This is a genomic window from Shewanella sp. SACH, from assembly GCF_001887095.2.
Lineage (GTDB): Bacteria > Pseudomonadota > Gammaproteobacteria > Enterobacterales > Shewanellaceae > Shewanella > Shewanella baltica.
This window is the reverse complement of record NZ_MPDG02000001.1, coordinates 1,637,718-1,658,031: the sequence shown is the minus strand read 5'-3', so window position 1 is coordinate 1,658,031 and position 20,314 is coordinate 1,637,718. Positions and strand designations below refer to the sequence as shown.

The following is a 20,314-nucleotide window of genomic DNA, read 5'->3' as shown; positions in this document are numbered from 1 at the left end:
AGGTTGAAAACTTAAACCTTTGTTCTGGCTTTATGGGGCGATATGCAGATAAATTGTGTCAATAGGCGTTAAATCACAATATTTTACAGCAATTCAAGCATAGTTTTTGTATGGTTATACCAAGGAATAATATTCACGACCGTCAAAGTCAGTGAGAATAATTCAAATAAATAAAATAATAAGGAATCGGCATGTACCAGCAAATTGTGGTGTTAACCGGCGCAGGGATCTCTGCTGAGTCGGGATTACGCACCTTTCGCGATCAAGATGGTCTGTGGGAAGAACATCATATTGAAGACGTGGCTACGCCAGAAGGGTATGAACGTGATGCTGAGCTGGTGGAACGCTTTTACAATAGCCGTTGGCAGCAATTGCACAGTGGCACAGTTGAGCCCAATGCGGCGCACCTTGCCTTGGCAAAGTTAGAGGCAGAATTTCAAGGCCAGTTATTGATCGTGACCCAGAATATTGATGATTTGCATGAGCGTGCGGGTTCACGTCGATTGCTACACATGCATGGCGAGCTATCCAAAGGTCGCTGCCCGCGCTCACGTCAGACCTTTATTCTGCGTGAGCCTTTTGGTGTTGATAATTGTTGTACCTGCTGTATTCCTGCCCAGCGTTTACGCCCCCATGTGGTGTGGTTTGGCGAAATGCCCTTAGGGATGGACCGTATCCACGATGCGCTGGATAACTGCGACTTGTTTATTGCCATTGGCACCTCTGGCACTGTGTATCCTGCCGCAGGCTTTGTGGATACCGCTAACCATCACGGCGCGCAAACGGTTGAAGTAAATATGATGGCACCCGATAGACACAGTCAGTTCCAGTATCATTTGACGGGCAAAGCGGGGGAGTTAGTGCCTCAGTTGGTCGAGACTATTTTAGCGGGCCGAGTGATTGGCTGTGAGTCGAACACATGAGTGATAAAATCGCGATAATTATGCGTGGTTTACCGGGCAGTGGTAAGTCACATTGGGTTGAAACTTATATTCTTTCCCTTCCTTTAGAACAAGCCATTGGCGTGCGCCAACGCGGCGTATTTTCGACCGATAGCTTTTTCTATCACCAAGATGAATACCGCTTCGATGCCAAGAAGTTACCTGAGTACCATCAATGTAATTTGGCGGGGTTTATTCAGGCGCTGTCTTCAGGCGAGCCCGTGGTGATTTGCGATAACACTAATCTGTGCCGCTGGGAATACATGGCCTATGAAGCGGCGGCAAAAGCCTTAGGTTATCAAGTCCGAATTATGCTGATAGGCGAACCGAGCAATCCTGCCCATCAGTTGGAATGCGCAAAACGTAATCGTCATGGCGTGCCTTTGGCGCAAATTCAACGTATGGCAAAGGTATTTGAGGATTTTTAAAATAAGGCGCTTAGTCATCATAAGTACTGTGACGCTTTTGTCGCAGTAAATCTGATTAGGCCCTTTACTTTACCTTTGCCCTGCGATGTTTTCGCCCTGTCACTTTTCGTCTAGTCATTTTTGTCCTGTAACAAGGCTGTTGTACGCTGTTTCAAACCATTGCTTTTGCATAATGTCACTCACCATTTTCCTTATCTCTTTGACCATGAGCCTTAAGCTTGATCCTAAAGACAGTTTATCCACTTAAGTCAGCGTATGATGGTAAATGTATAATGCGCGAACTTATGTGTGGCATTGACGAGTTAATGCTCGATTGTAGTTGGCATTATATGAATTATTGCGCGCAGGCTAAGTACATCAAAGGAAGGGGCCATGCTCACTAAAATTTTACTGACAGTCTTAGTCATTGCTGGCGCTTGGTTTTTGCTGATGAAGCGCCAGCGACAAATTGTGCCTCAGGCCGCGAATATCAGCACTAAACGTTTAAATGAACCCATGTGGCGTCGTTATTTACTCACAGGCGTGTTTGTGGTGCTCGGACTGAGCGTGCTCAGTTATAGTGTTTGGTATTGGCGCGATCAGCACAAAATAGTCACGGTAAGAATCGTGTCACCCAATGCCGACAATAACGGCGAGTATCGCGTGCGCAAAGGCGATATTTCAGATTCGAAAATGGTGACGCTCGATGGCATCCATATTCGCTTTTCGACCCAAGAACGGCTGGCAATCATCGAGACCGATTAAGGCATATTTATTTTACTAAATTATCTTTCGCGCCTTTTCATTGCCAACTTATGCGGTAAACTAGCGACAATTTTTTAGCCTGCACTTAAGTGGGATCGTTAACTTAAGTTTTTTTCAGGAGGACAAATGATTACTGCTTATGTGTATGAAAATCGTCACCTTACCGTGACAGAGCTCGGCATACTGGACAGTATTCCCGCATCGACCATTTGGTTAGATCTGTATAAACCCGATGATTCGGAGCGAGAATGGTTAAGTCATTTTTCTGTTGAAGAAGTGCCTGACGAAGAAGATATCAATGAAATTGAGGCCTCTGCACGTTTTTATCAAAACAGCGATGGCCTGCATATCAATTCGTTATTCCCCCAGCGTGTCGGCCAAGATGTGCGTGGCGTTAACGTGTCCTTCAACCTTCGCACCAATTTTTTACTGACAATCCGTGAAGAAGACGTGGGTCTTATCCGCTTGCTGCGTAACTATTTACGTTTGGGCCGGTTAGATGTGTCGACGCCGCAGGAACTGTTTCTCGAATTATTTAATCTGAAAGTGGATTATCTGTCTGACTTAATCGAAGACGTTTACACAGTTCTCGAAAATGTCGGTGAGCAAGTATTTGATAACGATGAGCTTGATGATGTATTTAAGCTTATTACTCTGCAAGAGGACTCCAATGGTAAAATCCGTTTGAGTTTGCTCGATACCCAGCGTTCACTGCGTTATATGCAGCGTTACTATCGTGGCCAGCTATCCGATGAGCACTTGAAGGACTTGCGGGAAATGTTGTCGGATATCGAGTCGCTGATGCCCCACAGTCAGTTTATTTTCGATAAGTTAAACTTTTTGCTTGATGCGGCCATGGGTTTCAGTGGTCTGCAACAGAACAAAATCATTAAAATATTCTCGGTTGCCGCAGTGGTGTTTCTGCCGCCGACCTTGATTGCCAGTAGTTATGGGATGAACTTTACCAGTATGCCTGAGCTTGAGTGGCAATACGGTTACCCGATGGCGATTGTGATGATGTTAGCCAGTGCCGCCGGTACTTACTTCTTCTTTAAGCGCAAGCATTGGTTATAAGTCATGCGCTAGTAGCGTTGGTTTCTCAAATTAAAAAATAAGGGTCGAATGCAATATTCGACCCTTATTTTTATCAGTGCCATTTAACCACGTTCATTCAATGACTTTCACCAACGAGTTTGACTCGATGACTTTGAATTAATGCGTGAAATCCGTTAGGCATGAATCGCTATGCCGGTTAACTAATCAGCTATTTACGACTATCACCGCCAAAGTAGTAACTTACTCGTTCGCGGGGATTCAGGTACTCGTGGACCTTTTCGGGAAGCGCCGCAGGCGGTAAGCAGCGCACTATGCTGATCCCTTCAATCTCTAAATCAACGATAGGCGCTTGATCTTTAGGGACTAACGCATCGTAAACCAATATCTTAGGGCATAACAGTTTGCTTAAGTTAACCGACATCACCATGGCATATTGACCGCTGGATAATTCCACCACACTGCCAGGAGGATAAATGCCTAACATCTTGATCATCTTGCCAATATATTCTTGATTGAGCTTAGTCTTGTATTGCTTGTACAAATGCCCCAGAGCGGCATAGGGCATTCTGGCTTTGCCCTGTTGGCTTGGGTAACACAGGGAATCATATTCGTTCACTACCGCAATCAATTGCGATACTTTGTCTAAGGCCTCTTCCTTTAAGCCTTTGGGATAACCACTGCCATCGAGACACTCGTGGTGATTGGTGATGGGAGCCAAGGCCGCTTGGGGGAAATTATCGGCTAATTTGAGCAGTTCTATCCCAAGTAACGGATGCTGCTTGATGAAATTAAGCTCTGGCGCCGACCAAGGGGTCGATTTTTTAAGAATTTGTGGCGGGACTTTTAATTTACCCACGTCGTGGAATAGGGCACTGAGACCCACTGTTTCAATCTCACTTCTATCCCATTCGAGTTCTTTGGCGATCAACATAGAAAGAATCGCGACGTTTAAAGAATGGTAATAAATGCTTTCATCCTGCTTAGCATCGCTCATTAAGTGCAGCACTAAGTTATCTGAGTTGAGCAGCTGCTCGACTATGGTATGGACCAAATCTTTAGCGTCATCGACTGCATTTAAGGGGCGATTACGCAGCTTAGAAATGAGGCTGCGCATCATGGCGACCGAGCGGGTAAAGTTTTGCTCGGTTTTATGAATGTCGCGACGTAATTTCTTTTGCACTTCGATTTGTTCAGCTTTGTACTGATCCATGTCGTTTTTAAGCACATTGATCTCAGCACTTGGCGGCAGTTTGATTGGGTTGACCGCATCTGCATGTATCGGGGCGACGTCACTGCGCTCTAAATCGACGATGACATGTTCGATGCCCAGATTTTTAATCAACTCGATTTGCGCAGCTTGTTTAATATGAAAGCTACTGAATAGAAAGGGATGATCTTTCCAAGCCACGGGCAAACGCACAAAGTTGCCGACTTGAAGTTGATGGACTGAGACTTTACAGCTTTTTTTCATATTCTTGTTATCGTGAAGCCTAATGTGGGTTATTTTATCTCAATGATGCTGCTTTACAATTACTTAACTAACATGTCAGCATAGTAAGCCTAGAAAGTAGCCAATCCATTGAGGAAGTATGGACTTTATTGAAGTATACCCTAATGCGTTGCCGAATGACTTGTGCGACCGTCTCATTCTGGCATTTGAGCAACATGCTGGCGTTGTCGATGGACAAACGGGCAATGGCGTTGATCTGGAGAAGAAGATCAGCCGCGATTTGACCTTAGATAGTTTCGCCGACTTGCAGCCCCTCAGAAACGAACTCTTAGGTTATACCTTAAAGGGCGCGGTAGATTATTTCACAAAGTATTCAATGGCGTTAATGGGCGCGGTCGCTGTGTCTGTGAGTGATGAACAAGGACAACCTGTAACGCTAACCCCTGCTAATTTTGCGGCGCTGGGTGCATCTAGAGCTGATGGCTTAGTCAAGTATTTGTATCGCAGTGGCAGTATTAATGTTCAAAAGTATCAGCAGAATAAAGGCGGTTATCCCCACTGGCATTCGGAGCAATTCCCGCAGAATGGTCACAATGAAGCCTTGCATCGCGTCGTGCTTTATATGTTTTATTTAAATGATGTGGAAGCGGGCGGTGAAACCGAATTTTATTATCAGCAGCGTAAAATTTCCCCGAAAAAAGGCACTATGGTGATAGCACCAGCGGGATTCACTCATACGCATAGGGGTAATAAACCTGTAAGTGGTGACAAATACATTGCCACCTCTTGGATCATGTTCAATCGAGCAGAGCAGTTATACGCTGTGATTGCCTGATAAGTATGAGTATCCATATAGTTACACATCCTTGTTTTAACTATTTGTATTTGGTTATTTTGTATTTAGCCTTTGTTGTGAGTTATCCCGGTCCTTAAACAGGGATACTGATCCTAAAGAGTGCACCTTCTAAGCGGCTTTCCTCAATTTTTAAACTACCACCGTAGCTGTGAACGATTTCATCACATACGGCTAATCCGATACCTTGTCCTGGTGACTGGGTATCGGCCCGCACGCCGCGTTGGATAATCTTTTGTCTTAGGTTTTCTTCGACACCTGGGCCATCATCCTCGACAATAAGTTCAAACTCACCTTGTGAACCAATCTTAGCTGATACATGCACTTGGCTGATACATAAGCGGAAAGCGTTTTCCATCAGGTTGCCACACAGTTCCATCAAGTCGCCCTTGTTGCCGGGAAACATTAAGGAAGGGGAAATGCTCGCTGAGAACTGCACTTGCTTATCGCGGTAAATCTTAAATAGCATTTGCGCTAATTGATCGACTAAGGGCGCAATCACAGTCTGTTCTTGCTTCAGGCCTTGGCGGCCTAACATGGCGCGTTTTAATTGATATTTGACCAGCTGATCCATCTGGCTGACTTGTTCCATGATCTTTTCGCTCGCCGATTGTTTACTCAAACTGGCGTCATCTGTGATGGCATGCACAGCGGCTAAGCGGGTCTTAAGACTGTGGGCTAAGTCATTCATGGCATTTTGATAGCGTTGTTGTTGGGCGCTCGATTGTTGCAGCATTTGGTTGAGTGCTTGGGTTACCCCTTCGAGTTCAACAGGATAGCCCTCAGAAAGTGATTTACTCTTACCTTGGTTAATCGATTGCAGTTCATTCTGCATCCGTACTAAGGGTCGCATTCCCCAATAGGCGGCGCTGACCAATAGAATTAACGCTAAGGCTAATACCATGGCGAGTCGAATATAAGTGCGTTTACTGAACTTACTGTATTCCTGCTCGAGTTTGGCGGCATCTTTGAGGACGAGTAAATTGTAATGTACGCTAGCAATTTCCACCGCGAGCAAATAGACGAAGTAACCTCTGTCATCGGCCATAGTAAGATAATAGGGCGGAGAATCGTTGCGAATTTCGTTAAAACGCTCGCAAGTATCAAATAAGCCGCGGTCTACTGCGAGGGATGAAGTCCAAACTTGTTTGAATTTTTCATCGCAACTCGCAATCACATAACGTTCTTGCTTATTATTTTCCTCCAGCCACGCACTGGTATCGGGGATGAGATCGTGCTCCCGCAATTCGGCGGCGACTTGGGGAATTTCGGCAATGAGTTGTGCGGTTTCTTCGTTATAGCTATTTTGCGCATGCAGAATATTAACCATCCATGCGAGACCAAAACCCACTAAGGCAATAATCGATAGCGAGGTGAGAAACATCCGCGTCAGCAGACGTTTCTTAAATTTTAATCTTAGTTGCATGGCAGGTTAAATTTATATCCTTGGCCGCGAATGGTGACGATAGGATTGTCTATCCCATCGCGGGTCAGTTTTTTGCGCAGGCGGCTGACCATGACTTCAATCGTATTCGGATCGCCTTCTTTATCGCCATAAATCACATCGAGCAAACGTTGTTTGGCAACCACCTCATGGCAATGACGCATTAAATATTCGAGGATCAAATATTCAAAGGCGGTGACTTCCATGATTTCATCGCTCAGGGTGACTTGTTTAGCGGCGAGATCGAGTTTTAATTCTCCACTGCAAATCACAGGTTTAACAAAACCTGCACTGCGGCGTACTAAGGCATCGAGTCTCGCGACGAGTTCTTCTTTTTGAAAGGGCTTGACTAAATAGTCATCGGCACCAGCATTAAGGCCTTCGACTTTATCCTGCCAATTAACTCGGGCGGTGAGGATTAATATCGGCGCTTTAAGACCCGCTTCTCTGAGTTGTTCAATTAAGCTAATGCCATCTTGATCGGGTAAACCTAAATCGACAATAGCCACATCGATGGGATAATTCGTGGCTTGATAGAAACCTTCTTTGGCAGTGAGCGCCACTTGAACTTGATTGCCGAGATCGCTTAATTGCACTTTTAAGTGGTGGGATAAAATAGGATCGTCTTCAACAACCAAAATTCTCATAATATACATGCCTTAAAGTGGATGAGCTAAGCCTTAGTTAGCAAAGCAGTCTACGCAAAATCACACTGATAACCAAATAGAGTATCAGCATATCTTAGTTGAACTTAACCTTTGCTGACCGAGCAGAACTTGTGGTCAAAATAAGTACTCATTTATTGTTGAATATGAAAGTTTTGCCGATGGAGTGCTAGCGTATCGGTGAATTTCCCCAAGGAGACTTTTGTTTTCTGATCCGCAAAATACCGTTACCACAGATAATTGCACCTAAGGTAAATAACATCACAGCCATCATAATAAAAGACAATCTCAACCAAGGCGCTTCTTGCGCTAAACGCATTTGTATCGCTTCAATCGTCGTGACGCCCCAGACGGTAAAGACACTCATAAATAATAAAGTTTGTAATAAACGCAGTAAGTAAACCGAGTTAAAGAATAAAACTAAGGGCGCAATTGCAAAGGGGATGGCAAAGCTAATTTGTTCATAACGTACAAAGTGGGCACACAATAGCCAGCAAGCTATCAGGATCCAAAGACTTCTCCACCACATTTATTTAGCTCCATTTAACGTATTAAAATAGTAAACACAATGTAGCTAAAAACAAACTGCCATACTATTGGCATGTTCACATTTTGCTAATTGTAGAAAAATTAATTGGGCTAAGTACAGACAAAAGTGTAAACAAAAAGCGTAAACAAAAACGCCCAACACAGAGGCTGGGCGTGATTGGTATTTAACTAAGGCTAGTTAGAGCTATTTGAATGATGAACTTGCTCATCAAAATTTCTAGCAACCTTACCCGCTTGAGTGTCGTTAAACACTTGCTCGTTAAATTCACCTTCAGATTTCGCAATGACCACGGTCGCCACACAATCACCGGTGACGTTTACTGCAGTACGTACCATGTCGAGTAGGCGATCAACACCGATAATCAGTGCAATACCTTCAACCGGTAAACCAACTTGATTCAATACCATGGCCAGCATGATAAGTCCGACACCCGGTACGCCTGCGGTACCAATTGATGCCAATGTCGCTGTCACAACAACGGCGGCATAATCAGTGAGCGAGAGTTCAATGCCAAAAACCTGAGCGATAAATACAGTTGCCACACCTTGCATGATTGCGGTGCCATCCATGTTAATGGTTGCACCTAAGGGGAGCGTAAAGGCGGCAATCTTATTATCGACACCTAATCTATGCTCAGAGGCTTCTATGGTAATCGGCAAAGTGGCATTTGAACTTGCTGTTGAAAAGGCAAACAGCTGCACATCACGCATTTTACGGATAAATATTAACGGATTGAGGCCAGAGAAAAGTTTTAGAAGTGTAGGGTAAACAATAAACGCATGGACCAGTAATACACCGAGAACCACGAAGAAATATTTAACTACGCTACCAAAGGTTTCTAAACCGAGCGTTAATGCAAGTTTTGCCATCAGCGCAAACACCCCATAAGGTGCCAGCTGCATGATCAGTGTCACGACGCGCATGATGACTTCATTTAAATCTTCAAACAAAGCCGCAACGCGTTTACCTCGCTCACCAATATGGGCAATAGCAAAGCCAAAAATCACCGCAAAAATAATGATTTGCAGCATATTGCCTTCACTCAATGCTTGCATCGGATTGGTGGGGACTATATTGATAATCACGCTTGAAAGACTTGGCGCTTCTTTGGCGATGTACTCCATTTTCTCTGTAGCCAGCGAAGCGTTCCCAGGATGTATAAGGACTGCACTGACAATCGCAACCACGAGAGCAATAGCGGTGGTGAATAAATAGAAAGCGAGGGTTTTGCCCCCTAAACGGCCCAATTTTGAAGGCTCACTCAGTGAGCAAGTTCCACAGACTAATGAAATAAAGACTAAAGGAACCACTAACATTTTTAAGCTGGAGATGAAAATGGTGCCGATAACATGTAAGAAACCTTCGGTAATATAGTCTTTTACGATATCGCTTTCTGGAAAGGCATTGCGGAGTAAGAGACCTAAGGCAATACCTGTTCCCATACCGATCAGAATTTTACTTGTAAGGCCGAGTTTATTTTTTATCGAAATTGCCATGGGGAGTCCTGTGTGTTTTTTATACATTCTATTTTTTGGCGCTCACAAGACTAGCAAGAAAACGGCGAAGATGAAATGACAAATAGCGTTAAAGTATTTATGTTATTTGTGAAATAAAATAAGGTTCTAGTGGGTAAAATGCGTGAAAATTGTGTAATGTTAGCCTATAAGTAATAAGCGTCTAGCTTAAGTATCATCATCAGAGTAACAGGGAGCCTGACAATGAAGTCAGCGTATAAGGTTTTTCTCGCAGGATTGTGTTCATTTTTTTTAATTGCATGTGGTGGAGGAGGCAGCATCTCCGATGATGGTGGTACAACGCCGACGCCTGGTGTCGTCACTGTCACTCTTAGTATTTCTAATAGCGATAGTGTTTCTGTCGCTACACCTGCGGAAGTTAAAGCAACGGTTGTGGATTCCAAGACTGGACCTCTAGCAGGTGTTGTAGTTTCATTTAAATTAGATAATGACGCTTTAGGCTCTTTTACTCCCTCAACGGGGACGCAATTAACGAACTCATCTGGCGTTGCAACGGTTAAGCTTGATACTGCAACTTTAGCGGGTGCTGGAAATGTAACTGCGAGTGTTGCGAGTGGTGCTTCCATAACCAAGGGCTTTTATTCAAAAGGAGATGGTGTTGTTCAGCCTGGAACGGGGAATAAACTTAAACTATCACTACAAAATGCCCAAGGACAAACTGTAACAAAAATCAGTTCTGCAGTACCTGGTACTGTTAGTGCTATTTATACTAATGGTTCAGATGAACCATTAGTCGGTAAGGTTATCACTTTCACTTCAAACTTAGGTAAATTTTCACCGCAATCAGGCACTGCACTTACCAATGCTCAAGGACTTGCTAAAATAGCAATTACTGCTGGTTCAGTTGCTGGGGCTGGTAATATTATTGCTAAAGTTGATGAAAATATTGAGTCACTTGGATTTGAGACATCAGGAGATGAAGTTGTTGTTAAGCCAATTGATGCGTATAGCATTGCGCTAACAATTTTTGATTCACAGGGCCAAGAATTAAGAAATATTAGTCATGTTGTTCCTGGAACTGTAATTGCAACTTTATTGAAAGACGGTGCTCCGACTAGCTATCAAACAGTCGTATTCAATTTGACGGGACAAGGTACATTAAATCCTTCTTCGGGAACGGCATTAACGGACTTAAATGGTCATGCTTCTGTGACTTTAATTACTGGAACAAATGCTGGTGCAGGGTCTGTTACTGCTAGCTTCTCCCTTGATAATGAAACAATAACGGATAGCTTCAACTTTGAAGTTGCTGGCGATGCACCTGGTGGAAATGGCGAGGCTAATTCTTTATCAATTCAATTGACAAATAGCCAGACGGGTTTGCCAACCACTAATGTCAGTGCAGCACAACCGAGCAAAGTAACGGTTACTTTAGTTGATAAAGATGCCACTCCATTGGTTGGTAAAGTGGTGAGTTTTAGTAGTTCCTTAGGAAACTTCCTTCCAACGAAAGGAACCGCTTTAACAGATTCAATTGGCCGAGCTTCTATTACTTTAACCGCAGGTAGTATTGAAGGTGCTGGTGAAGTCACTGCAAGTTATGGTACTGCGAAGGCTATTGTCGGTTTTGTAACCGCTGGTGATGATATAGACCCTATAGAAGCAAGCCCTGAAATCAGTTTTGATATATATGATTGTAATGGTGTAGCTGCATGGGATAAGACACTAAAGAACTTTGAAGTTTGTAAGATAACCGACAATATTACAAACGATAAACCTGGTATTATTGGTGCTAAAGTTACGCGTTCTGGCAGTACGCAAGCTCTACAACAAGTGCTTGTTACTGCCGCGACAACCTTAGGAGCTATTAGCCCTAATTCGGGGACAGCCATCACGAATGTTGACGGTAAAGCGATTCTTGACTTGTACGCAAATGGTAACGTTGGGGCTGGCGAAGTCTCTTTAAAAGTGAAAGATGCTACCTCAACTAAAGCGTTTGAAATTGGTAGAGTAAATATTAGCCTCGATATAAAAACAAGTGTAGGCAATAACTCTTTACCAGCAGGTGGTTCTACTATTGTTGAAGTCACGGTTTTCAATCCTGATGGTTCATTATCGACAGGTCAACCTTTCACTCTAGAATTTTCATCAGAATGTGTTGCTGCTGGTAAAGCTGTCATTGATTCCCCTATAGTTACTAACGCTGGTAAAGGTTATTCGACTTATCGTTCAACAGGATGTAGTGGATTAGATACAATATCTGTTTCAGCTGTTACTGGTGGCGGCTCAGTGTCTAAGACAACTCAAATTACAGTTGATACAGTAAAAGTTGGAGCTATTGAGTTTGTTTCTGCAACACCTAATCAGTTGGCTCTGAGTGGCACTGGTGGAATTGCAGGGGTAGGTGCACGTAGTGAGACATCTGTTGTTCAGTTCAAGTTATTAAATGAAATTGGCCAACCTGCTAGCCAGCAAAGAGTTTGTTTTGAATTGAGTACCGAAGTAGGAGGTATGACGTTATCACCATCACCTCTTGCTGAGGATTATTTGGCATGTAGCAATATGCCTCAGCCTGGAGATGCTGAGTACCCTTCAGACCTGAGTTTACCTAATAAATATGCAGTGGCTTACACTGATGCATTTGGCCAAGTTTCTGTTACGGTAAAAGCTGGTGATATTCCTACACCTGTAAAAGTATTTGCTTTATGGTCTGGTAGTACTGGCAACGGTCATGATGCAACTATTTCTAATATTTCAGATGAGTTAGTTGTATCTACAGGACTTGCTGATAATGATAGTTTCTCTTTATCTGCCACCATTCTTAATCCTGAAGGATGGGATCATGATAATGAACAGTCAACAATCAATGTGTTAGCTGCGGATCATTTTAACAACCTTGTACCTTCTGGTACTCGAATCAGTTTTAGAACTGAAGGCGGTGGTATTGATAGTTCATGTGTTACTGGCTCCAAAGATAATGGTGCAGGTGTATTAATTCCTAATGGTGGTTGTTCTGTGACTTGGCGAAGTCAAGATTCTCGTCCTTTCAAAGGGACGACGGTGATTTGCCCTAATGGTGGATTTAATGGAATTATTACTCCGCCATGTACGGGTAATAGTTATGCTCGCTATCTTGACGGTACTAATTCCGTTATTGCAGAACCACGTCCAGGTAGAACGACAATTACGGCTTACGCGATAGGTGAAGAGAGTTTTGTTGATTTAAATGGAAATGGGTTATTTGATAAAGATGAAGATTTTAGTGATTTATCTGAAGCGTTCACAGATCATAACGAAGATGGTAAATATCGAGGTTCACCATTACCTGCAGGAGCGGTTAAAGAAGAATTTATTGATTACAATGTAAGCGGTTCTTTTGATAGTGCAGATGGTAAGTATACTGGTTTACTTTGTGCGCAAGGTTCTGAGGCAAACTGTACTGATACTGGGAGTGATAATTTTAAAGCTCAGTTGAATGTATTTAGAAATCTTCCATTAGTCATGTCTGGCAGTACTCCATTCATGAGACTAGTGAATATAGATGCCGTAACTGGAAATATTACCCCAGTGCAACCGATTGATTTAACAGTCGATGCACCACAAACCGTTTATTTATTCCTTTCAGATTTAAACAATAATACGCTTCCGTATGGAACTACGATAACTGGAACTGCAGATAATGGTGTATTAAGTTCAGTGACCTCAACTTATACAATAGGAAATAATACCTCTAATAAACCATTGCTATATCCTTTTACTATTGGTTTAGAAACCTCTCCAAATAAGAAAACAATTGGACAGCTAACGATTACGGTTAAAACCCCTTTGGGTGAACCATTAGCGGTGTCTGTCAACGTGATAGATGCTGGTTGATGATTTACTCTAGTTAGTTCAGCGTAAACGCCCGATTAGCATTCGGGCGTTTTACTTTGTAATGTCGGGTTAGTGTGAAATATAAAGTGCTAGCATGTTCTAACGCTGGAACTGATAAACGCTGCCTAGTTTCATGATTTGCGTGAGCTCATCTAATGCTGTACGTGATTCGATGATTAGCTGAGGGTCAGCAAGATCTTGGGTGGTTAATCTGTCACGGTAATGTTTGTCTACCCAAAGGTTTAGACGCGCAAATAAGGCATCATTCATTAAGGTGTATTGATTTACGGCCGCGACTTCCATCTCATTCATCGCAACACGCAAACGAAGGCATGCGGGACCGCCGCCATTTTGCATGCTTTGTTTTACGTCGAAGTAAAGCACTTGCTTAATGGGGGTGTTTAGTGTCAGTAGTTCATTCAAATAGGTAAATACTGCGGGATTTTCTTGGCAATCGGTTGGGGCAACAATGACCATTTCACCAGAGGGAAGCGTGATAATCTGGGTATTGAATAAGTAGCTTTTGACTGCGTCATTAATCGCCACTTTAGCGGTGGGCACTTCAATGAAATATAGTTCTGTATCAAGCTTACGTTTAATTTCATCAATTTTATGTTGGGTATTTAAGAAGGCTTGTTCATGATAGAACAGTACATTCTGGTTACCGACTGCGATAACATCGTTATGGAATACACCTTGATCAATGACATCAGGATTCTGCTGGATGAAGACGCAATTATCCTCTTCCAGCTGATGTAAGCGTGCCACTGCCATCGATGCCTCTAAGGTTTGTCTTGCTGGATACTTTTGCGGTTTAGGTGCATTGGGATTGGTGGCTTCTTGTCCATAAACGAACAATTCTACACCGGCATGGCCGTACTCGTTGCATAGCCTAGTGTGGTTCGCCGCACCTTCATCACCGAAGCTATTATGCTCAGGTAAGTGACTATGGTGATGAAAATAGTGGGGATCACTGAAAGTTGCTGTTAATATGCGCCCCGTTGTGAGGGGCTCGATGCTGCGATGCAGTTTATCGACTAAATTTGCCGGGGTGAAATGCAGTTTGCCGTCACGCGTATCTGCACTTGGTGAGACAGTTGCGGCATTGGCAGTCCACATACTGGACGCACTGCAGCAGGCATTAAGCAGCATAGGCGCTTCTTTCGCAGCCTGTTTTAATACATTGGCGTCAGAGCCGGAAAATCCAATTCGGCGCAATGTATAGAGGTCTGGGCGCTCTTGAGGGGCTAACATACCTTGAACCATGCCCATATCGGCAAGTGCTTTGGCTTTTTGGAGTCCTTGTTTCGCAGCAGCTTTGGGGTTAGAAACTAAGGCGGCATTGCTGAGTGAGGCGACATTGCCAAAAGACAACCCTGCGTAATTGTGTGTTGGTCCAACGAGTCCATCAAAATTCGCTTCAAAGTGCTTCATTGCTTATCCTTGTGATAGGGAAAGTTATTATTTGTTCATATGGTCCCTGAGGGAACCCAGTATACTGAAGCTTTTCGAGTGCACAAGCGGACGGTTTTGTGCTCAAAGCGACTTTTTCACGATAAATGCATAACTATTTCTTGCTTGCTGGCAAATAATGAAATATTAGTTTTTAATTACGCATATTATATTTTTACATTTTTTCAACTTTGATTAAAAAGTGACTCGCTGGTACATATAAAAGAGGGATTAACTTGAAACTATCAGTACAACCCTCTATATATGGTGCCAATTTCCACCTTCTTGAGATTTTTTGGCGCAAATTAAACTATGGGTAAATCGCTAGTTATTGTCGAATCACCGGCCAAAGCTAAGACTATTAATAAATATCTTGGCAAAGAATTCATCGTTAAATCGAGCGTAGGTCACATCCGTGATCTGCCGACATCATCGACTTCAGAAGGCAATGAAAAGGTTAAATCCGCTGCCGAAGTTAAGAAAATGTCGCCAGAAGAAAAAGCTCAATATAAAAAGGTGAAAGATCAGCAAGCGCTGGTGTCTCGCATGGGCGTAAACCCTGAAAAGGGCTGGGCGGCTAAGTATCAAATTTTGCCTGGCAAAGAAAAGGTTGTTAAAGAGTTACAGGTACTTGCCGATTCTGCCGACCAAATCTATCTCGCAACCGACTTAGACCGTGAGGGAGAAGCTATCGCCTGGCATTTGCAAGAGGTGATTGGCGGTGATCCTTCACGGTATCAACGTGTAGTTTTCAACGAAATTACTAAGTCTGCGATTCAAGACGCTTTTAGCAAGCCGTCGACACTCGACACTAACATGGTTAATGCCCAGCAAGCTCGTCGCTTCTTAGACAGAGTTGTCGGTTTTATGGTGTCGCCACTGCTGTGGAAAAAAGTCGCTCGCGGTTTATCCGCTGGACGAGTGCAGTCGGTTGCCGTTCGCTTAGTGGTTGAACGTGAAAGCGAAATTAAAGCCTTTGTACCGGAAGAGTTCTGGGATGTACATGCAGAGCTGAGTACGCCAGCCCAAGAAGCCTTGCGGATGGAAGTGGTTAAGCATTTAGATGCGGCCTTTAATCCCATCAATGAACAGCAAGCGATGGCGGCGGTTCAAGCGTTATCGGCGGCGAGTTTTACCGTGCTGGCCCGCGAAGACAAAGCGACCCAAAGCAAACCTTCTGCGCCCTTTATTACATCGACATTGCAACAGGCGGCGAGTACGCGCTTAGGTTTCGGTGTCAAGAAGACCATGATGATGGCTCAGCGACTTTATGAAGCTGGTCATATCACTTATATGCGTACCGACTCGACCAATTTGAGTCAAGAAGCCGTTGAAAACTTGCGTGATATGATTGCCAAAGAGTTTGGTGATAAATATCTACCCGCTGAACCCATTCGCTACGGTTCTAAGGAAGGCGCACAAGAGGCTCACGAAGCGATTCGTCCATCGAACGTTCATGTCCAAGCGGCGACCTTATCGGACATGGAGCGTGATGCTCAGCGCTTGTATGAGCTGATTTGGCGACAGTTTGTGTCATGTCAGATGACGCCAGCCCAATATGATGCTACTAAGTTGACCGTAAAAGCGGGTGACTATGAGCTGAAGGCTACTGGACGTACTTTACGTTTCGATGGTTGGACTCGCGTACAAACAGCACTCAAGAAGAAAAACGAAGAAGACAATACGTTGCCATTTGTGGCACAAGGCGATGTATTAGCGTTAAAAGAGTTGCAACCTAAGCAACACTTTACTAAGCCGCCAGCTCGATACAGCGAAGCCTCTTTAGTTAAAGAATTAGAAAAACGCGGTATTGGCCGCCCATCGACCTACGCAACTATTATTTCAACGATTCAAGATCGGGGTTATGTAAAAGTTGAGAATCGTCGTTTTTATGCCGAAAAAATGGGCGAAATTGTCAGCGAGCGATTAGTCGGCAGTTTTGCTGATTTAATGAGCTATGACTTTACCGCCAGCATGGAGCAAACATTAGATGATGTGGCTCGCGGCGAATTAGATTGGAAAAAAGTGCTCGATGGCTTCTATGCCGACTTTACTAAGCAATTAGAAAAAGCGGAGCTCGATCCCGAAGAAGGTGGCATGCGTCTCAACCAAATGGTGATGACGGATATCAAGTGCCCAACCTGTGGTCGCCCTATGGGGATCCGCACGGGAACAACCGGTGTTTTCCTTGGTTGCTCTGGTTACGAATTACCTCCCAAAGAGCGCTGTAAGACAACGATGAACCTTACGCCTGGCGTTGAGGCAATTAGCGAAAACAGTGAAGATGCTGAGACAGATGCACTGCGTGCGAAGCACCGCTGTGGTATTTGCGGCACAGCAATGGACAGTTACCTAATTGATGAGAAACGCAAGCTGCACGTCTGTGGCAACAACCCGATTTGTGAAGGCTATGAAGTCGAAGAAGGCCAATTCAAGATCAAAGGCTATGAAGGTCCGCTGATTGAGTGTGATCGCTGTGGCCACGACATGGAACTGAAAAACGGCCGTTTTGGTAAGTATTTTGGTTGTACCAATAGCGAATGTAAAAATACGCGTAAATTACTGAAGAACGGTGAGGCTGCGCCACCAAAAGAAGATCCTATCTATTTGCCTGATCTGAAATGCAGCAAATCGGATGCCCATTTCGTATTACGTGATGGTGCAGCAGGGATCTTCTTAGCGGCCAGTACCTTCCCTAAATCACGGGAAACCCGTGCCCCTCTGGTTGAAGAGCTGGTTCAATACCGCGAGCTGCTGTGGCCTAAGTATCAGTATTTAGCCGATGCACCCGTCACTGATGACGAAGGCAATAAGGCTGCGGTGAAGTTTAGCCGTAAGACGAAAGAGCAATACGTTGCGACTGAAGTCGACGGCAAAGCCACTGGTTGGTCAGCGCATTACGTTAATGGCAAGTGGGTGAGTGAGACTACCAAGAAAGCCAAGAAAAGCGCATAGAGGCGGATTGAGTTAGCTTAACGCCAAGATAATAACAAAAAAGCCAAGTCAATTATGACTTGGCTTTTTTGTTTCGATTTTCTTTAGAGACTGATTTATTGCGGTAAATAATGAGCCAAAAATGTTGCTCGCTTTACTCGCACTCACTCACCACGCCAATAACGCTGAAGAACGAGTGGAAGACGTGCCGCTAATTCAACAAGCAAACAGCAACTGATCACCATTTCTTTTTCGGTTGAAACAGCATGTCGATATCATCTTCTTCATTTTTAGGTCTTGGTGCACTGGGTTCAGATTGTTTTTGCGCGCCCATAATCTCATCAAGCAATTGTTTAGCCTCATCCACTTTACGACCAATGAAAGGGTCATTAGGCGTTTGTGCCTTAATAGCGTGCAATGTCGATAGTGCTTTAGTCACCATTTGTTTTGATGAACCATATTGCTTCATAAAACTGGCCGCTCTGGCTCGGGAAAGCATGGAGTCAACATTGATCCTGAGCTGTAAACTGTCAATACGACTTTCTTCCTGAGCAAAAATGCTCGGGTCGACTTTCCCTTTATTATGTTCGGCTCTGAGTATCGCCTTGAGCTTTTTCAAGGTTTGCACTAGCGCTAAAATTTGTTTGTCGTTATCGGGTAATCTGAAATTCTCAATCGGTGGTGATTGAGGTTGACTAGACTGTAAGGTTGTTATTTGATTGTTGATATCGGCTAGGCGGCGCTGGTAATCGGATTGTTGTTGGCTAGTACTAATAGCTGTCGCAGCCTGCAAGGCATCTTGCACGCGACGATACAAAACCAACACAATATTCGTGCTACAAGGCATCATCCCTGTGTTTGATAACACAGCTTCGGTTTCATCGATAATTGCTCTTTGACGGGCAAATTCAATGCGCCGCTCAGCCTCTGCGCGTTCTTTTTGTTGTTGTAATACGTTAATTCCGATAACAAGCAGTAAAAGCGCACCGATGAGGATCAGAACCAAGGTGAATGACATAGATGTTCCATTATTTATCCAATTGAGCTAATGCTACAATAAATCAATAAACTAGCATAGTTATCTTAGCCTAGGTTATCATTTCTGTCGTATGAATCTGCAGACTTGTGCTCTATATTCCTATTTGCTTTAAGTTTTACTATATACTATAACGATTGATTATAGCTGAGAGTGCTTTGAGGGCTCAGTTGTTAATGGCATTTTGCGTGTTTGAGACAAGGAAATAAGATGAAACTGCAACAACTCAGGTATATTGCTGAGGTCGTAAAACATAACCTCAATGTATCGGCGACAGCTGAAAACTTGTATACCTCTCAACCTGGGATCAGTAAACAAGTTCGCATGCTTGAAGATGAGTTGGGGATCCAAATATTTGGTCGTAGCGGTAAGCACTTAACCCATGTCACACCTGCGGGTTTGCAAGTGATCAGCATTGCTAATGATATCTTGGGTAAAGTTGAGAGCATTAAAAAAGTTTCTGAGGAATATACTAAGCCCGATCAAGGCGAGTTAAATATTTCCACAACAGACACTCAGGCGCGCTATGCATTGCCGACGATCATTCGCCAGTTTATTGATCGCTACCCTAAAGTGAACTTACACATGCATCAGGGGACGCCGTCACAGATCAGCGAACAGGCGGCTCGCGGTGATGCGGATTTCGCCATCGCGACCGAAGCAATGCATTTGTATTCCGACTTGATTATGTTGCCTTGTTATCATTGGAATCGCTCCATCGTCGTTCCTAAAGATCATCCCCTTGCGACCCGTAGCCCAAATAATTTGATTAGTATCGAAGATTTAGCGCGCTTCCCCTTAGTGACTTATGTCTTTGGTTTTGACCGTGCTTCTGAAATTGAGAAAGCGTTCAATCGCGCCAATTTAGAGCCGCGTGTTGTTTTTAGTGCGACCAGTGCCGATGTGTTGAAAACCTATGTCCGTTTAGGATTAGGTGTGGGCGTTATTGCCTCTATGGCGATTGACCCTAATGTCGATAAAGATTTAGTTGCGATTGATGCTGGCCATTTGTTTGCCCACAGTACGACTAAAATTGGCTTCAGGAAGGGCAGCTTCTTACGCAGTTATATGTATGATTTTATTCAGCACTTTGCGCCGCATTTAACCCGTGACGTGGTGGAGAAAGCTGTCGCCTTAAGGGATCAACAGCTTATCGATGAAATGTTTGCCGATAAAAATCTGCCAATGCGTTAATTGGCGATGATTTACTGACATAAAAAATGCCGCTAATATAAGCGGCATTTTTTATGGAATAATGTTTAGCTGAAACTTCATTAATAAATCAAGGTATTAGACCTTAGTGCTTACATCTAAGTCCTTAAATCTGGGTGCTAGGTGCTTAAATTTAGGCCATGTAGACACTAGCCGTGTTACATTTAAAAAAGCATAAACATGCATTGAGCTCATTACACA

15 protein-coding genes are annotated in these 20,314 nt (G+C 43.7%); 8 read left to right on the top strand and 7 right to left on the bottom strand.

Features of this window, described 5'->3' with window-relative positions; all coding sequences use genetic code 11:
* The first annotated feature begins 191 nt into the window (after positions 1-191).
* The 4 genes from cobB (at position 192) to corA (ending at position 3,187) form a co-directional block, all read left to right on the top strand.
* A complete protein-coding gene (gene cobB, locus BM607_RS07145) occupies positions 192-923 on the top strand; it encodes a Sir2 family NAD+-dependent deacetylase (protein ID WP_071939350.1) in 732 nt (243 codons plus the stop codon).
* Positions 920-1,369, top strand: a complete 450-nt coding sequence (locus BM607_RS07140; protein WP_071939351.1) for an ATP-binding protein — start codon at positions 920-922, stop codon at positions 1,367-1,369. Before cobB ends, BM607_RS07140 begins: the two co-directional genes overlap by 4 nt.
* 372 nt (positions 1,370-1,741) lie before the next feature.
* Positions 1,742-2,113 (top strand): hypothetical protein, encoded by a 372-nt coding sequence (locus BM607_RS07135; protein ID WP_071939352.1) that lies wholly within the window; start codon positions 1,742-1,744, stop codon positions 2,111-2,113.
* Between the two features lie 126 nt (positions 2,114-2,239).
* On the top strand, positions 2,240-3,187 hold the full coding sequence (corA, locus tag BM607_RS07130) for a magnesium/cobalt transporter CorA (protein ID WP_006081968.1): 948 nt from the start codon (positions 2,240-2,242) through the stop codon (positions 3,185-3,187).
* Between the two features lie 190 nt (positions 3,188-3,377).
* Here corA and BM607_RS07125 read toward each other — a convergent pair whose 3' ends face one another.
* On the bottom strand, positions 3,378-4,640 hold the full coding sequence (locus BM607_RS07125) for an HD-GYP domain-containing protein (protein WP_006081967.1): 1,263 nt from the start codon (positions 4,638-4,640) through the stop codon (positions 3,378-3,380).
* A 118-nt stretch (positions 4,641-4,758) separates the two neighbouring features.
* On the opposite strand from BM607_RS07125, the gene BM607_RS07120 reads away from it, so the two are divergent.
* Positions 4,759-5,454, top strand: a complete 696-nt coding sequence (locus BM607_RS07120) for a 2OG-Fe(II) oxygenase (RefSeq protein WP_071939353.1) — start codon at positions 4,759-4,761, stop codon at positions 5,452-5,454.
* A 94-nt stretch (positions 5,455-5,548) separates the two neighbouring features.
* Here BM607_RS07120 and BM607_RS07115 read toward each other — a convergent pair whose 3' ends face one another.
* The 4 genes from BM607_RS07115 to BM607_RS07100 all read right to left on the bottom strand — a co-directional run bounded on the left by BM607_RS07115 (position 5,549) and on the right by BM607_RS07100 (position 9,627).
* Positions 5,549-6,898 (bottom strand): sensor histidine kinase, encoded by a 1,350-nt coding sequence (locus BM607_RS07115; protein WP_071939354.1) that lies wholly within the window; start codon positions 6,896-6,898, stop codon positions 5,549-5,551.
* Complete coding sequence (locus BM607_RS07110; protein WP_006081964.1) at positions 6,889-7,563, bottom strand: response regulator; 675 nt, start codon at positions 7,561-7,563, stop codon at positions 6,889-6,891. Before BM607_RS07110 ends, BM607_RS07115 begins: the two co-directional genes overlap by 10 nt.
* Positions 7,564-7,750: 187 nt before the next feature.
* Positions 7,751-8,110 carry a hypothetical protein gene (locus BM607_RS07105; protein WP_012587462.1) on the bottom strand — a complete coding sequence of 120 codons (360 nt, stop codon included), beginning with the start codon at positions 8,108-8,110 and terminating at the stop codon, positions 7,751-7,753.
* 194 nt (positions 8,111-8,304) lie between these two features.
* Entirely contained in the window at positions 8,305-9,627 is a 1,323-nt protein-coding gene (locus tag BM607_RS07100) for a dicarboxylate/amino acid:cation symporter (protein ID WP_012089408.1), read from the bottom strand.
* A gap of 222 nt (positions 9,628-9,849) precedes the next feature.
* Between BM607_RS07100 and BM607_RS07095 the strand changes: the two genes are divergently transcribed.
* A complete protein-coding gene (locus BM607_RS07095; protein ID WP_071939355.1) occupies positions 9,850-13,479 on the top strand; it encodes an invasin in 3,630 nt (1,209 codons plus the stop codon).
* 99 nt (positions 13,480-13,578) lie between these two features.
* On the opposite strand, the gene astB is transcribed toward BM607_RS07095, so the two are convergent.
* On the bottom strand, positions 13,579-14,913 hold the full coding sequence (gene astB / locus BM607_RS07090) for an N-succinylarginine dihydrolase (protein ID WP_071939356.1): 1,335 nt from the start codon (positions 14,911-14,913) through the stop codon (positions 13,579-13,581).
* Positions 14,914-15,243: 330 nt separating this feature from the next.
* On the opposite strand from astB, the gene topA reads away from it, so the two are divergent.
* Positions 15,244-17,886, top strand: coding sequence for a type I DNA topoisomerase (gene topA / locus BM607_RS07085; protein ID WP_071939357.1), 2,643 nt, complete (start codon positions 15,244-15,246; stop codon positions 17,884-17,886).
* A gap of 217 nt (positions 17,887-18,103) precedes the next feature.
* Here topA and zomB read toward each other — a convergent pair whose 3' ends face one another.
* Positions 18,104-18,883, bottom strand: a complete 780-nt coding sequence (gene zomB, locus BM607_RS07080; protein ID WP_063884190.1) for a flagellar motor control protein ZomB — start codon at positions 18,881-18,883, stop codon at positions 18,104-18,106.
* A gap of 228 nt (positions 18,884-19,111) precedes the next feature.
* Between zomB and cysB the strand changes: the two genes are divergently transcribed.
* Positions 19,112-20,095, top strand: coding sequence for an HTH-type transcriptional regulator CysB (gene cysB / locus BM607_RS07075; RefSeq protein WP_006081957.1), 984 nt, complete (start codon positions 19,112-19,114; stop codon positions 20,093-20,095).
* The last annotated feature ends 219 nt before the right edge of the window (positions 20,096-20,314 follow it).

Excerpts from the sequence above, each read along its gene's own strand:
- cysB (WP_006081957.1), top strand. The coding sequence starts at position 19,112 with ATGAAACTGCAACAACTCAGGTATATTGCTGAGGTCGTAAAACATAAC.
- zomB (WP_063884190.1), bottom strand. The coding sequence starts at position 18,883 with ATGTCATTCACCTTGGTTCTGATCCTCATCGGTGCGCTTTTACTGCTT.
- corA (WP_006081968.1), top strand. The coding sequence starts at position 2,240 with ATGATTACTGCTTATGTGTATGAAAATCGTCACCTTACCGTGACAGAG.
- BM607_RS07135 (WP_071939352.1), top strand. The coding sequence starts at position 1,742 with ATGCTCACTAAAATTTTACTGACAGTCTTAGTCATTGCTGGCGCTTGG.
- BM607_RS07125 (WP_006081967.1), bottom strand. The coding sequence starts at position 4,640 with ATGAAAAAAAGCTGTAAAGTCTCAGTCCATCAACTTCAAGTCGGCAAC.
- BM607_RS07105 (WP_012587462.1), bottom strand. The coding sequence starts at position 8,110 with ATGTGGTGGAGAAGTCTTTGGATCCTGATAGCTTGCTGGCTATTGTGT.
- BM607_RS07100 (WP_012089408.1), bottom strand. The coding sequence starts at position 9,627 with ATGGCAATTTCGATAAAAAATAAACTCGGCCTTACAAGTAAAATTCTG.
- topA (WP_071939357.1), top strand. The coding sequence starts at position 15,244 with ATGGGTAAATCGCTAGTTATTGTCGAATCACCGGCCAAAGCTAAGACT.
- BM607_RS07120 (WP_071939353.1), top strand. The coding sequence starts at position 4,759 with ATGGACTTTATTGAAGTATACCCTAATGCGTTGCCGAATGACTTGTGC.
- BM607_RS07140 (WP_071939351.1), top strand. The coding sequence starts at position 920 with ATGAGTGATAAAATCGCGATAATTATGCGTGGTTTACCGGGCAGTGGT.
- astB (WP_071939356.1), bottom strand. The coding sequence starts at position 14,913 with ATGAAGCACTTTGAAGCGAATTTTGATGGACTCGTTGGACCAACACAC.
- cobB (WP_071939350.1), top strand. The coding sequence starts at position 192 with ATGTACCAGCAAATTGTGGTGTTAACCGGCGCAGGGATCTCTGCTGAG.
- BM607_RS07110 (WP_006081964.1), bottom strand. The coding sequence starts at position 7,563 with ATGAGAATTTTGGTTGTTGAAGACGATCCTATTTTATCCCACCACTTA.
- BM607_RS07115 (WP_071939354.1), bottom strand. The coding sequence starts at position 6,898 with ATGCAACTAAGATTAAAATTTAAGAAACGTCTGCTGACGCGGATGTTT.
- BM607_RS07095 (WP_071939355.1), top strand. The coding sequence starts at position 9,850 with ATGAAGTCAGCGTATAAGGTTTTTCTCGCAGGATTGTGTTCATTTTTT.